The organism is Streptomyces sp. NPDC001492 (assembly GCF_053597275.1).
In genome coordinates, this window is record NZ_JBSFHW010000051.1 from 59611 (window position 1) to 72032 (window position 12422).

Consider the following 12422-nt stretch of genomic DNA (forward strand, 5'->3'; position numbering starts at 1 on the left):
AGACCACCACCAGAGGAACCACGTATGAGCGACACATCAGGCCGCACCGACCACAACGGGGCCCCGGATCCCCTCCGCAGCGTGTACCTGCGGCTGGCCGCCGAGGAATCGATACCCGAGGAGGCACGAGGGCACTTCAAATACCTGCAACCACTGGCCACGGACCTCCTGGTGGGCATCGCCCTCGACACCCCGAACGACGTCCGCCTCCTCAGTGACAGCGACGTAGCCCTCGTCGACTGGGACACCCTCGCGGCCGCGGCGCGTACCAACTTGCTCAGCGAGCCGGTCAACTACGACACCGCCGATCTGCCCGACGGTGCGCTCCTCCACATCCTCGGCCACCCCGAGTCCGTATTCGCGGCCAGCAAGGTGCTCGTGTTCGAAGAGACGGTGCGGGCCACCGGCGGCCCCGAAATACCGGACGAGGGTGTGCTGCTCGTCGTTCCGAACCGGCACAACCTCGTGTTCTACCCGCTGGCTGACAGGCACGTGGGCGAGGCCGTCAACGCCTTGGCCCAGTTCGGACAGGGCGCCTACGAGGACGGTCCCGGGCGTCTGTCCCCCCGGGTGTTCTGGTGGCGCGATGGCACCCTGACGTCGATCACGCTCTTCGACCAGGAAAGCCGGACGATGAGGATCTCCCCGCCGGACGAACTCATGGCGATCATGCGTCGCCTTATCGCCACCGCCAGCTGAACTACAGGGCGGAGGGCGCCCGACAGGGGAGACGTGCCCACACCCGCTTAGAATCGAACGCGTGAGCGGTGATGTGGCGGAGCCGGTGGAGGCCCGGCCGTGGCGCCCGGAGGACGGGCCGAAGCCGCTCGTGCGGACCTGGCCCCGCAGGGACTCGCCGGCGTTGTGGGTGTGGTCGAAAGGCCGGTGGCGGTGGGCCACCGTGATGGCCCGCCAGGACTGGGCGGACGGCCGGATCGCCTACCAGGTGAGCGTCGACCTCGACGGCTCCACCATGGTCGTGGTGCGCATGTACTGGTGGCCGCATCCGGGCCTGCGGGTCGCGCACCGCAGCGCCCACCCCTCGTCGACCGGGCCCGTGGAGGGCGGGGAGATGCCCCTACCCGCGCGGCGGCCGCCGCGGTGAGCGCTGCCGCTACGGACCGGCGATCAGCCAGAGGACCAGAACGGCGTCCAGGTCCGGGCTGTAGCGGTAGACGACGGAGATCCCTCTCCCGCCGGTCTGCTCGGGAAGGAGCTCGACGACGCGGGATTCGCTCTGCGGGTCGGCATCCGGCAGGCCACGGCCTTGGGTGGGGTCGTCTTCGAGCGAGCGGCGCACGGCCTCGACGGCGGCCCGCTCGGTGGGGGAGAGCTCGGTGAGGATCTTCTCGGCGGGATCGCTGAAGAAGGCGTGCGTCACTGGGCGGCCCCGGCCTCGGCGAGCCTGCGGCGCAGTTCGGCCTCGACGTCGCCGGTCGGCCGGGCAAGCGCGGCCATGGCCCCGGGGTCGTATCGCATCAGGATGCGGTGCCGGTAGGCCTGGGTGACCTCGCGGACCCGGGTCAGGTCGTCCAGGTCGATCCCGTCGAGCTCCTTCTCGAACGCCTGCCGGTCACCGGGGAAGCCCCACGTCGACAGGGCCTCACGCAGCTCGGCGAGCGTACGCATGGGCGGGCTGAACTGGCTGGCGCCGGGGTGCTCGGGCTGCGCCGTCACGGTGACCTCCTCCTGGTTGCTGCCTATGACGCTACTCGGATCCGGCGTGCAGCGGGGAGAGTCCCCCCGACAGCGGCAGCATCGGCCGGACGCAGGGCACGCTGCCGGGGGAGGGTCCAGTCTCCCCGACACGGCCGCCCCGCCCGGTCCCGGGGCGCCCTCCGGCGATGCGGTCGCCGGGTGCGGCCGCTACCGTGGCCGGGGCCCGGGCACGAGAGGGAGGGGCGTCGTGGTTCACCGTCCGACGATCGACGAGGTGCGGCCGGTCGCCGACGCCTTCCTCGCCGCGTCCGCCGACGAGGTGCCGCCCGAGGACGCCGTGGCGCTCGCGCTGCGCCTCGGGGGCGGCACCCGCGAGGGACAGGCGCACGTCAACCTCCTGCTCGCCCACCTCTTCGCCGACATCCTCGACCGGGAGTGCCCCGACCAGTGGCGCACCCTGTGGGGCGTGCCGGACGTGGCGAAGATCAACGCGCTTGCCGAGGAAGCCGATCTCGTCGAGCGGTACGCCCGGGAGAAGGCGAACGGGGGCAGGCCCGTGTCGACGGCCGACGCGAAGGCGCGGGTGGCGAACGCGGTGAACGCGGACGTCCTGGCGCAGAAGTTCCTCCAGGTCCGCCGACAGGAGCCCGAACGGCTCGGCGAGTTCACCGCGGCCGCCGAGGGAGCAACAGGGATCATGGTTGACCTCGTGTGGGGTGCGCTCTGGATCGCGTGCGGCAAGGTCCGCGAGCGCGCCGGACAGCCGACCACGGACTGACCTGCCCGACGGCCCCCGCCATAGCGCGGCAGCAACCCGCCCTCGCCGAGCCACCCGCCGGGCGGCGCGCTCTGCTCACGCTCCTCGCGCCGTGACGGCGGCAGTACGGCGCCCGGCCCAACTCTGGCCCGGCGACGGGACGACGGACACCATGCCGGGCACCCCACCCCCTTCCGTTAGCCAGACCTGCGCGCACAACGACGAGACCCGCATCCGGCAGACGGCCCGCCACGTAAACCCCGACGAAGCGCCGTGGCGTGACGTAGTCACAGGGTGAGGCCGGTGGCTGCCGGGGGCCTTCGCCGGCCCCCGGACCCCCGCTCCCCGCGGTACCGCCCGGCGCGGACAGGAGGTGTTGGGCCGAGGCCGTGCGCGCCGGACGGCACCGCGGCCTGGGTGGCTGGAGCCGGGCTCGTTGGGTCGGCGCGCTGGAGCTCGCGACCGGGGGAAATCGGCGGTGAAAGGTCGGTGCGGCGCCACGGGGGGAGCGCCGCACCTGCGACAAGCGTAGCGATCTACCGCTCCGCCGGGGCTCGTATGTGCGACGGGCCGGTAGTCCGCGGCACCCACGACTCACCTCTTAAGAGGTGAGATTCTGGGGTGAGTTGACCCGTGAGGGTGGAAGAGCGAGGAAGCGGCCCCGTTGTCGGTGGGCGCTGCTACGGTGGGAACCACTTCAGCCCGAGAGGGTTGGAGGGCACCCGCGCGTGGGCTCTCATCAGCCCTTTGAGGGATCGCAACACCGATACGCGCACACGCGGGAGTGGCTCCGTTCGCGGAGATGGATCGCAACGACGTGAGGACGTACGTCTCCACTGAGGTGAGATTCGCACACGTGGCTCACCGCGCAGCATCGGCGCGGTCGAAAGCCCGGGACGGCTCCCGGGGTGAGGATCGCAACTTGGTCTGCGCACTGCTCTGCATCGCTGGTCAAGGAGAAGGCCCCGGACCTCGGTCCGGGGCCTTCGTCGTGGGAGAACCAGCAGCTAGCCCCTAGGAGTCGTAGGCCCAGGACCGGCCGGTCTGCCGGTACTGCTCGACCGGGATCGGCTCGACGCCGGGCCGCATCCGGCCCAGGTAGAGCATCCCGTTGAGGTGGTCGATCTCGTGGGCGATGAGCCGGGCAAGCCCCCGCTCGTACACCGTGGTGACGGTGGCGCCCTCCAGTGTCGTGGTCTCGACCGTGATGCTCAGCGGGCGGGGAACCATCCCGCGGACGTCGAAGAACGACAGGCACCCCTCGTACTGCTCGTCGGTGTCGTCGCAGGCCTCGGTGATGCGGGGGTTGAGCAGGACGATGGCGCCGGCGCCCGGGTCGGGCGGCTGGACGGCGGCGGCCGCACGGCCGATGCCGATCTGCGGGGCCGCCAGTCCCATGCCCTTGGCGAAGGGGTGCACCCGGCCGATCCGCTCCATGGCGGCAAACAGTGCATCCACACTTTGCTCGGCCGTGTCCCGTTCCCTGGGCAGGTCGAACGGGCGGGCCGTCTCGGTCAGGACTGGGGCGCCGCGCTGGACGACACCGAGGTCGCGCATCTGCTGACTGGGACGGACCTCGGTCACTTGAACTCCCCTTGCTTCACGTCCTGTTCGGGCCGGGCCCGGAACCTCCATTCCAGACGATAGCGAGCGTGCAGGGCCGGGCGTCCGGTCGACCAGGTGAAGACGCGCATGCCGTCCGCCTCCCGGCGGCCGGGGGCGCTGGGCAGGGGAGACGCCTCGGCGGTCATCGAGGTCTCGGTGCCCCACACCACCGGATCGAGCGCGACGGGGAAGGCGAGCACGACTTCGAGGTGCTCGGTGGGCAACCTGACGGCCCGCTGGAACCACCTGCCCCACTTGGTGTCGCTGACGGTGTACGCGTACTCGATCCACACCGAATCGCCGGGGTAGAGCGGGAACCGGCCCTGGTCGTTGTCGAACAGCAGCCAGACCTCTTTGAAGGCGTCCCTGTCGTGCTTGGCCTCCCAGCGCATCACCTCCCCCCGGCACGTCGCGGTGAGCGCCAGCTCATCCCAGGTCAACGGGTGTATCCGGTAGTGGGCGTTGGAGCGCTCGGGGTCGCCGGGGTAGCGGTCGACGGAGATGCGGATCAGGTAGCGGGTGATCGGGGCCGTGCCGGTGTTGCGCAGCAGACGGCGCATGGTCAGCCGGTAGTGGCTGCCGTCGTAGTCGAGCCGGGCGGCGTCGTGCTCGACGACGATCGCCGAGCCGGTGGCGTACGGCTGCTCGGTCACCCGCGCTGCGGGCACGGCGGCCGCCATGGTGGTCTGGCGGGTGCGGGCCGTCTCGTACTCGTTCCACCTGCGCCAGATCGCCTTGCCCGCGTTCAGCGTCTCGTCCGCGCGGCGGGCGAAGTCGGCGGTCGGCTTGTGCCGGCCGGACTCCACATGGCTGACGTAGGAGGGGTGGAACCCCATCAGCTCGGCGAGCGCCTTCTTCGGCATACCCCGCACCTCGCGCCAGTAGGCGATCTCGGCGGCGAAGTTGGCAGCCGCCTCTTCCACGGTGCCCGCGTCGTGCGCGTCCATCAAAGCCCCCGCCCTGCTTGGGTGTTGAGTGCGTGAGTGAACCGTGAGTGAGCACAGTTCACCATTCTGTCGCCATGCGCGCCGCCGGTTTCCTCCTCTCACCGGCCCGACCCCCGCGGCCGGTGAGAGAGGGGATGCGCCATGCCGCGCCTGCTGTACCTGCTCAACGTCTCCAACCCGAACCGGTTGTCGGCCGACTCCGGCTTCACCTTCGCCGACCTGCTGGCCCCGGCCCTGACGGACGCCGGAGCCGAGGTGACCGTGGCGGCCCCGGTCGCCACCGGAGACGCCCGGGTCGGCTTCGAGCCCACCCGGCCGCCGGCCACGAAGTACCGGGCCCGCTTCGACCCCGGCCTGGACGGGCTGGCGGACCTGATCCGGCGCACCCGGCCGGAGGTGGTGGTGGCCAACCAGATCGAGGCCGCCCCCGCCATCCGGGCCGCCCTCCTGGAGACCGGGACGGACGCGCTGATCGCCGGATACTGCCACTACCTGCCGTTCTCCTTCGCCGACGACGGCCGCCTCCTGCCGGACCCGTCACTGGACGACGGCGGGCTCGGGCGCAGCGTGATGCTCGCCTTCTCCGCCGGGCTCGCGGCCTGCGACCGCGTCCTGGTCCACTCGTCCACCGCCGCGTCCTGGACAACGGCGGCCGCCGCCCGGATGAGCGTGGAGCTCACGGAGAAGCTGCACATCGTGCCCGCCCCGCGCGACGAGCGCCTGGTGCGCGACCCCGCCGACGTCGCCGCACCGGACGGCACCGCGCACGCCATCTACAACCACCGGCTCTACGCCCACTACGGCACGCCCGCGTTCACCGCCCTGGCCCGCCGCCTGGTCGCCGAGGCCCCGGTGCGGCTGACCGTCATGGACCTGTTCGGCACCCGCAGCCCCCAACGCGTCCGCCTCGACCCGAGCCCCGAGCACCACCGCGACGAGCTCGCCGCCCTCGACGGCGTCACGATCGCCACCGACCGGGGCGACCGCGTCCGCTACCGCAACCTGCTGGCCGAGGCGCACTTCGGGATCGCCCCGTTCCGGCCCGGCTGCCCCTGGTCGATGTCCGTCATCGACTGCCAGGGCATGGGCCTGCCGGTCATCGCCCCGCGCACCGGGTGGCTGGCCGAGCACATCGACCACGAGCTTCTGTTCACCAGCGCCGACCAGGCCGTGGCCATCGCGACCCGGCTCGCCACCGACGGCGAGTTCTACCGGGTGCACGCCAAGCGCGCCCACGCCGCCACCGCTGATCTCACCCCCGCCGCCGTGGCGGCCCGCTACCTGGAGGCCCTGCGATGACGGCGCTGTTCGACGCGGTGATGCTCTCCTACGACGAACCGCTCGCCGACAGGCTGCACGCCCGCCTCCAGCGGATCCTCGGGACGCCGGTCAAGCGACTGCACGGCGTGCACGGGATGCGCCGGGCCTACCGGCTGGCTGCCGAGGTCGTCGACCACGAACAGTTCCTGCTCGCCGACGGCGACTTCGTGCTCGCCACGGAGTTCGCCCTGCCCGCCGTCGAGCCCCTGGCGGACGGGGTGTCGATGCGGGTGTGGCGGGCCCGCAACCCGCTCAACGGACTGATCTACGGCTACGGCGGGCTCAAGCTGATCCGTCGATCGGCGCTGCGGGAGCTCGGCGACGCGGTCGACGTGCTGGCCGCCCTGCCCGGCCGGTGTGAGTTCACCGCCGACATCGCCGGGACCACCCGCATCAACCAGTCCCCGTATCACGCCTGGAAGGCGGGCTTTCGGGAGTGCGCGATGCTCGCCCGCGGCAGCGAGTACGGCATGGACGACGCCGAGGCCGCCGAGCGGATCGCCGCATGGACCGCGGGCGGTCAAGGAGAGTTCGCCGAGTTCGCCGTCTCCGGCGCCCGCGAGGGCGTCGACTTCGCCCACGAAGCCGCCCGCGCCCCGGCTCAGTTCGACAAGCTCAACGACCCCGCATGGCTGGCCCAGCGGTTCACGGCCGGACACGGCGAACAGGCCATCGCCGGATGACCGCCGCGGCCCTGGTGCTCGTCGAGTCCGGCGCCCACCGGCCCGGCGGCCACCGCGAACACGCCCTGACCGCGCTCGCGGCCGCGCACGGCGATGCGGTCGTGGTCGCCCCCTACGGCATCGCCCCGGCCACCCGGGCCGCCCTCCTCTCGGCGGGCGCCCGGGTGGCCGTCCCCACCGGCGCCCTGCCCGGAATGCTGGCGGCGGCCGGCGCGTACGCCGCGGTGCTGGCGGCGGCCGCCGGGCGGGCGTTCGCCTGCCGCCGCTGGCCTGTGGTCGTACGCCGCCTCCCGCACCAGGTCACGCTGCTGGCCCGCTGCCTGGCCGAGGCTGCCTGCGTCCGCACCGGCCGCCGCCTCACCGGCGGTGCGGGCACGGTGGTGGTGCTCAGCGCGAGCGAGGCCCTGCACGGCGCCACCGGGCTGCTGGGCGGGGACCACGTCCGCTTCGTGCACGAGCTGGTCACCACGGAGGACACCGCCCTCCGCCTCCTCGGACGCCTGGCCCGCCGGGGCGAACGCCGGGTCAGGGTGCTCGCCCCCACCGACGCCGTACGCGAGGACCTGGCGGCCCGCTTCCCCCACCTGCCGCTTCGGGTACGGCCGTTCGCGGTCGCCGACCCCGCCGACCGGCTCACCGACACCGACCGCCGACAGGCCCGGGAGGCCTTCGGTATCCCGCCCCACGAGGCGGCCGTGTGCCTGGTCGGCGGCTGGTGGCCCTACAAGGACACGGGCGTCGTCGACGCCGCCCTCGCCCGGCTCGACGTCCCCGTGCACGTGCTGGTCGTCGGCGGCCCGACCACCCACACCCTGCTCAAGACGTGGGCGGCCCTACCGCACGTCCGCCTGCACACCCGCCCCGGGCCCGTCCCCGAGACGGTGGTCAGGCAGGCGTACGCGGCCGCCGACGCGGCCCTGGTCGCCCGCCGCAGCGGGGTGGCCAAGGAATCCGGGCTGGTCGTCGACGCCGTACGCCTGGGCGTCCCCCTGATCGTCTCCGACCACGACCCGCACCTGACCAAGGTCCTCGGCGGGCAGGACTGGGTGCGCCTCTTTCCCGCTGGGGACGGCGCCGCCCTCGCCGACGTCCTGCGTGACCTGGCCTGGTCCCCGCTGCCGAGGCCCGCCACGTGCGCGGCCGCCGACCTCGGCGTGCCCACGGCCGCCGAACAGACCGCCTTCCTCACCAACCCGAAGGAGTGCTGATGTCCGCCCTGCCCCCACTGATCGCCGTGGTTGGGCCCGTCGAACCCGCCCTGCTCACCGCGTGGGTCACCCACTACCGCACGCTTGGGATCGAGCGGTTCCACCTGGCTTTCCATTTCCCCGACCACGTCGACGCCGACCGGCGCCACCAGGTGCAGGCCGCCTGCCGTGAGCTCGGCATCGTCCCGGACGCGGTGAGCGACGGGCCGTGGCACGAGCACACCAACCCCCGGCTGCGGGACGCCCTGCGCGAGCGTGCCGGCGCCGGATGGCACCTGCTGGCCGACTCCGACGAACTCCACGCCTATCCCGCCCCGCTCGCCGAGGTGATCGCCGCGGCGGAGGCCTCGGGGACCGGCACTGTGGGCGGGCTGATGCTCGACCGGGTCGCCGCCGACGGCTCCCTGACCGGCTGGGACCCGGCCCAGGGCCTGGACGCGTCGTATCCGCTCGGCGCCTTCCTCACCCACCACCTGCTGCGCGGCGACCCCCGCAAGATTGTCCTCGCGCACTCCAGCGTGCCCGTGGCGTCTGGCAACCACCGCGCACCGGGGCACCGCCCCGCCAACCGGCCCGTCGTGGTCCACCACTTCAAGTGGCGCGACGGCGTCCGCCAGGATGTCGAGCGGCGCGCACAGCACTCGGCAGACGGCACCTGGAAGACCGCCTCACCGGCCCGTCTGGCGGAGGCCCGCAGGCTGCTGGAGCACCTTCAGCGGCATGGCGGACGGATCGCCGTCGACTCCCCGCGGCTGAACTTCCGGCCCGTCTCACTGGCCGCCGTACCCGACTGGTGGACGCTGGAGGCGACCCGGCTGGTCGCCACGTGGCGGCCGCCGACCCCGGCGCCGGGTCAGAACGAACCGGGCTCGATGATCTCCTCACCCTCATCGTGAGGGGGCTCGAACCGGGCGAAGAAGTCGTCCAGCGCCTCCGGGGTGACGGTCAGCGCGTTCGCGTCCTCACGCGCGTTGCGCTCGGACAGACGCCTCAGCAGCTCCTCGCGCGGCACCGGGAAGTACAGCAGCCGGGGCGTACCGCCCGCCTCGACGACGAGCTTCTTCCACTCCTCGCGGTCCGAGCGCAGCCACAGCCCGTGGTCCAGAACCGTGTCCCGCCCGGCGGCGATCAGCGCCACCAGCTCCTCGCGGACCTCGGCGACCACGGGCGCCTCCAGCTCGAAGTACCGGCGCTCGGGGTAGTCGACGCCGTAGCGGCCGTGCCTCTCGTGAACCCGTTCGTCCACGGACAGCCGCACCGCCCCGGACGGCTCCAAGTGCCGCAGTGCGTACGTGGTCTTGCCCGACCCGGTCAGCCCGACCAGCAGATACGCCACCGGACTCGGCTTCTGACCGGACACCGCCGCCTTCACCAACGCTCCTCTCGCCGCGGGAACCGCTCTTTGATCCAGCCTGCCACCCTCCGCCGTCCCGCGCGGTCAGATCGCCGCGCCCTCACCCGGAGCCTGCCGTGACTCCTCTGCCCGTACTTCAGGCCCTGCGCGCGTACGTCCGCCACCTGCCCCGCTGCCTCGGCACCGGCCCACTGGCCGCCCGGCTGAGCGACCACCTCAAGCACCACCCCGTCCACGCGACCGCCCGCACCCGCGACGGCATGGTCTTCCCCGTGGCGACCAGCGACGTCATCCAGCGCTACCTGTGGCTCCACGGCGTGTGGGAACCGCACCTGACGGCCTGGGTGCGCTCCCGCCTCGCCCCGGGCGACCTCGTGGTGGACGTGGGCGCGCACACGGGCTACTACACCTTGCTGGCCTCCCGACTCGTCGGCCCGGCGGGCCGTGTCGTGGCCATCGAGCCGTCCCCGGCCTTCCACCAGGCCCTGACCGTGAACCTCGCGGCCAACGGGTGCACCAACGTCCGCACGATCAACACCGCCGTCTCCGACCGACCCGGGCGGCTCACCTTCTACCTGGAACGGGCCACCAACCTCGGCGGCACCACCGCCGTCCGCCCGCGCACCGTGGAGGCCTCCTTCGAGGCCGACGCCGCACCGCTGCCGACCCTGCTCACGGCGGAGGAGCTCGCCACCGCCCGGCTGATCAAGATCGACGTAGAGGGAGGCGAGGCCGCGGCCGTGCGCGGGCTCACCCCGGTCCTGGACAGCCTGCGGGACGACGCCGAACTGGTCATCGAGGTCACCCCCAAGACCCTGGCCAAGCAGGGCCACACGGTCGACGACGTCCTCGGCCCCCTCACCGCGCACGGGTTCCACGTCTACCGGATGGCCAACGACTACGCCGCAGGCAGCTACCCGGCCGCCCTGCGGCGGCCCCTCCCGCCGGTGCGGTGGCGCGGTCCCGTCACGGAGATGAGCGATCTGGTCTTCTCCCGCCGGGACGTCGAGACCCTGCGCTAGCTGGGCCTGCTGCGTCGTGACGCACGGATACTCTCTTCCAGCGCCGCCATCAGATCCTGGGGAGGCTCGCGCGGCCCGGCCGGCGCCTCCAGCTCCCTGCCCGCGGTCACCGCGGCGACGAGCCGGTTCAGGGCCTCGCTGTACTCATCACGCACGGCAGAGGGGTCGATGCCCAGCAGCTGGGTCAGCAGCACCTCGGCAAGCTCCAGCTCGCGGTCGGTGACCGGGAGCGTGGGCGCAGGCCCCGGCTCCCGGATCTCGTCCGGCCAAAACACGGTGTGAACCGTCAGCACCCCGGACCGTGGCCGGAGCACGGCCAGCCGCTCGCGTGAGCTGATGGCGGTCTTGGCGATCCCCACCAGCCCGGTCCGGGCCAGCGCGGCGACGAGGACCTCGTAGGGACGCTCGGCGGCCGCACCAGAGGGGCGGGCGTAGTACGCGCGCTGGTAGGAGATGGGGTCAATGGTGTCGCCCGGGACGAACCCGAGTACCTCGATGACGTGCCGGGTCGGCAGCGGCAACCGCTCCAGCGCGGCATCGTCCACCACCGTCATCGTGCCGTCCGGCGCCTCCACGCCGCGCGCCACCTCCGCATAGGCGACCTCCTGGCCGTCCAGCTCACACACCCGGCGGTGTCGAACACGCCCTCCGCAGCGCCGGTGCACCTCATGCAGGCGGATGCGGTGGTCTTCCGTCGCGGGCGCCACCAGGACGGGCACGGAGACCAGGCCGAACGACACGGACATCGTGGTCGCCATGTCTCCATGGGACCGCTGACCTGCGGCTGACGCACGTCAGGCCATCACGGGACACGATGTCGGCGGCGTGTGCCATTCACTCTCCCCTGGTTCGAGCAATCCACAGAACCCGAACCATGTCGGCGGCCGCACGTCGACGCGCGGGCTTCTTGGAGTACACCGCGGTGACCGACAGGACCACGATCAACAGCAGGTAGAGCCCTGCTACCGCGAGAAGCGCCCAGACCAGAAGGGGGACACGAGAGAGGAATGGCAGTATGGCCGCCACGGCTCGACTCCATCAGTGCTAGTTGATCTCCGCACTGACGGGGCGGCTTACCGCAGAGGTCATCGCCCGATCCAACGGAATTTTTCCGTCAGTCGGTTCCACCGCATGAATGGATGCGGACCTCGGCGTGCCCTCCGGCGGCCATGAACCGCCTGTCGGGCAGTCCCGACGAGAGCTATCTACCAGGGTGCCACATCGCAGGCAGAAGGCCATCGGCTGACTTCGGCCTCGTACCACCAACTCACCTCTTAAGAGGTGAGTTGGTGGGGTGACTCCGCTGACGGCCCGTCGGCCCGGCAGCGAGCGCCCGGGTGTCAGTCCCGGCACGTAGACTTCGAGTGCGTCCCCGCCGGCATGGAAGGGGAGTTGCGCCCGGAGCTTTCCCTGTGCGTCCGAAGGCAGTCGTACACGTCCGTACGGAGCGAAGACAGCAGGCAGCCAGCGCCCTACGAGTGCGAGTCGGCCGCGCTCGTGTTGATCACACCTGTCTGTACGACGCCAACAGGGGTGGTCGGGCTCGGCTGCCGCGACGGCATCGGCTTTGGCCACCCCTTCCTGCCCGGGAGGGAATCCTTGCAGTCCAAGATCATGGGCGTGGCCCTGGTCCTGCTGGTGGCCGTCGTGGTCGCGCTGGGGACCGGCATCACCGTCTTCGCCCTCGGCTCCATGCCGCTCGCGGCCGCCGGATCCGGCGGGGCCGCCTTCTTCGCTACCGCCGGTCTCGGCATGGGCGTGCTGCGCTATCTCACGCCGCACGCGTGAGCCCGTGGGGGCTTCCCGGTCCTCGGCCGACGGCTCCCGTCACTCTACCTCACTCGGCTGGATGAACCGTCGTCCGATT

Annotated in this window: 15 protein-coding genes; 9 read left to right on the plus strand and 6 right to left on the minus strand. The window is 72.1% G+C overall.

Annotated elements, in window-relative coordinates; genetic code table 11:
* The first annotated feature begins 24 nt into the window (after positions 1-24).
* Both ACWC1K_RS42160 and ACWC1K_RS42165 read left to right on the plus strand, forming a co-directional pair.
* On the plus strand, positions 25-699 hold the full coding sequence (locus ACWC1K_RS42160) for a hypothetical protein (RefSeq protein ID WP_450838617.1): 675 nt from the start codon (positions 25-27) through the stop codon (positions 697-699).
* Positions 700-760: 61 nt separating this feature from the next.
* Positions 761-1105 (plus strand): hypothetical protein, encoded by a 345-nt coding sequence (locus tag ACWC1K_RS42165; protein WP_450838619.1) that lies wholly within the window; start codon positions 761-763, stop codon positions 1103-1105.
* Between the two features lie 9 nt (positions 1106-1114).
* Here ACWC1K_RS42165 and ACWC1K_RS42170 read toward each other — a convergent pair whose 3' ends face one another.
* Both ACWC1K_RS42170 and ACWC1K_RS42175 read right to left on the minus strand, forming a co-directional pair.
* On the minus strand, positions 1115-1381 hold the full coding sequence (locus tag ACWC1K_RS42170) for a hypothetical protein (RefSeq protein WP_450838621.1): 267 nt from the start codon (positions 1379-1381) through the stop codon (positions 1115-1117).
* Entirely contained in the window at positions 1378-1677 is a 300-nt protein-coding gene (locus ACWC1K_RS42175; RefSeq protein ID WP_450838622.1) for a hypothetical protein, read from the minus strand. The genes ACWC1K_RS42170 and ACWC1K_RS42175 overlap by 4 nt, the downstream gene beginning before the upstream one ends.
* Positions 1678-1906: 229 nt before the next feature.
* On the opposite strand from ACWC1K_RS42175, the gene ACWC1K_RS42180 reads away from it, so the two are divergent.
* Entirely contained in the window at positions 1907-2437 is a 531-nt protein-coding gene (locus tag ACWC1K_RS42180; protein ID WP_450838624.1) for a hypothetical protein, read from the plus strand.
* 993 nt (positions 2438-3430) lie between these two features.
* On the opposite strand, the gene ACWC1K_RS42185 is transcribed toward ACWC1K_RS42180, so the two are convergent.
* On the minus strand, positions 3431-4000 hold the full coding sequence (locus ACWC1K_RS42185; protein ID WP_450838625.1) for a peptide deformylase: 570 nt from the start codon (positions 3998-4000) through the stop codon (positions 3431-3433).
* Complete coding sequence (locus ACWC1K_RS42190; protein WP_450838626.1) at positions 3997-4968, minus strand: helix-turn-helix domain-containing protein; 972 nt, start codon at positions 4966-4968, stop codon at positions 3997-3999. The genes ACWC1K_RS42185 and ACWC1K_RS42190 overlap by 4 nt, the downstream gene beginning before the upstream one ends.
* A 141-nt stretch (positions 4969-5109) precedes the next feature.
* On the opposite strand from ACWC1K_RS42190, the gene ACWC1K_RS42195 reads away from it, so the two are divergent.
* The 4 genes from ACWC1K_RS42195 to ACWC1K_RS42210 are packed head-to-tail and all read left to right on the plus strand — an operon-like array spanning position 5110 to position 9075.
* On the plus strand, positions 5110-6267 hold the full coding sequence (locus tag ACWC1K_RS42195; protein ID WP_450838628.1) for a glycosyltransferase family 1 protein: 1158 nt from the start codon (positions 5110-5112) through the stop codon (positions 6265-6267).
* Complete coding sequence (locus ACWC1K_RS42200; RefSeq protein WP_450838629.1) at positions 6264-6971, plus strand: hypothetical protein; 708 nt, start codon at positions 6264-6266, stop codon at positions 6969-6971. The genes ACWC1K_RS42195 and ACWC1K_RS42200 overlap by 4 nt, the downstream gene beginning before the upstream one ends.
* Entirely contained in the window at positions 6968-8179 is a 1212-nt protein-coding gene (locus ACWC1K_RS42205) for a hypothetical protein (RefSeq protein ID WP_450838630.1), read from the plus strand. Before ACWC1K_RS42200 ends, ACWC1K_RS42205 begins: the two co-directional genes overlap by 4 nt.
* Positions 8179-9075: a glycosyltransferase family 2 protein gene (locus tag ACWC1K_RS42210; protein WP_450838632.1), complete on the plus strand. Its 897-nt coding sequence runs from the start codon at positions 8179-8181 to the stop codon at positions 9073-9075. Before ACWC1K_RS42205 ends, ACWC1K_RS42210 begins: the two co-directional genes overlap by 1 nt.
* Here the strand turns inward: ACWC1K_RS42210 and ACWC1K_RS42215 are convergent.
* Positions 9033-9551 (minus strand): ATP-binding protein, encoded by a 519-nt coding sequence (locus tag ACWC1K_RS42215; protein WP_450838634.1) that lies wholly within the window; start codon positions 9549-9551, stop codon positions 9033-9035. The genes ACWC1K_RS42210 and ACWC1K_RS42215 overlap by 43 nt on opposite strands.
* A gap of 98 nt (positions 9552-9649) precedes the next feature.
* Here ACWC1K_RS42215 and ACWC1K_RS42220 point away from each other — a divergent pair, with 98 nt between their 5' ends.
* Positions 9650-10555 (plus strand): FkbM family methyltransferase, encoded by a 906-nt coding sequence (locus ACWC1K_RS42220; protein WP_450838636.1) that lies wholly within the window; start codon positions 9650-9652, stop codon positions 10553-10555.
* Here ACWC1K_RS42220 and ku read toward each other — a convergent pair.
* The gene (ku, locus tag ACWC1K_RS42225) at positions 10552-11313 is read right to left on the minus strand and encodes a non-homologous end joining protein Ku (protein ID WP_450838637.1); all 762 of its coding nucleotides are present in this window, start codon (positions 11311-11313) and stop codon (positions 10552-10554) included. The two genes, ACWC1K_RS42220 and ku, sit on opposite strands and share 4 nt — an antisense overlap.
* An 841-nt stretch (positions 11314-12154) precedes the next feature.
* Between ku and ACWC1K_RS42230 the strand changes: the two genes are divergently transcribed.
* Positions 12155-12343 carry a hypothetical protein gene (locus tag ACWC1K_RS42230; protein WP_450838639.1) on the plus strand — a complete coding sequence of 63 codons (189 nt, stop codon included), beginning with the start codon at positions 12155-12157 and terminating at the stop codon, positions 12341-12343.
* Positions 12344-12422: the final 79 nt, after the last annotated feature.

Coding starts and splice junctions, on each gene's coding strand:
- ACWC1K_RS42160 (WP_450838617.1), top strand. CDS start 25: ATGAGCGACACATCAGGCCGCACCGACCACAACGGGGCCCCGGATCCC.
- ACWC1K_RS42190 (WP_450838626.1), bottom strand. CDS start 4,968: ATGGACGCGCACGACGCGGGCACCGTGGAAGAGGCGGCTGCCAACTTC.
- ACWC1K_RS42195 (WP_450838628.1), top strand. CDS start 5,110: ATGCCGCGCCTGCTGTACCTGCTCAACGTCTCCAACCCGAACCGGTTG.
- ACWC1K_RS42200 (WP_450838629.1), top strand. CDS start 6,264: ATGACGGCGCTGTTCGACGCGGTGATGCTCTCCTACGACGAACCGCTC.
- ACWC1K_RS42205 (WP_450838630.1), top strand. CDS start 6,968: ATGACCGCCGCGGCCCTGGTGCTCGTCGAGTCCGGCGCCCACCGGCCC.
- ACWC1K_RS42210 (WP_450838632.1), top strand. CDS start 8,179: ATGTCCGCCCTGCCCCCACTGATCGCCGTGGTTGGGCCCGTCGAACCC.
- ku (WP_450838637.1), bottom strand. CDS start 11,313: ATGGCGACCACGATGTCCGTGTCGTTCGGCCTGGTCTCCGTGCCCGTC.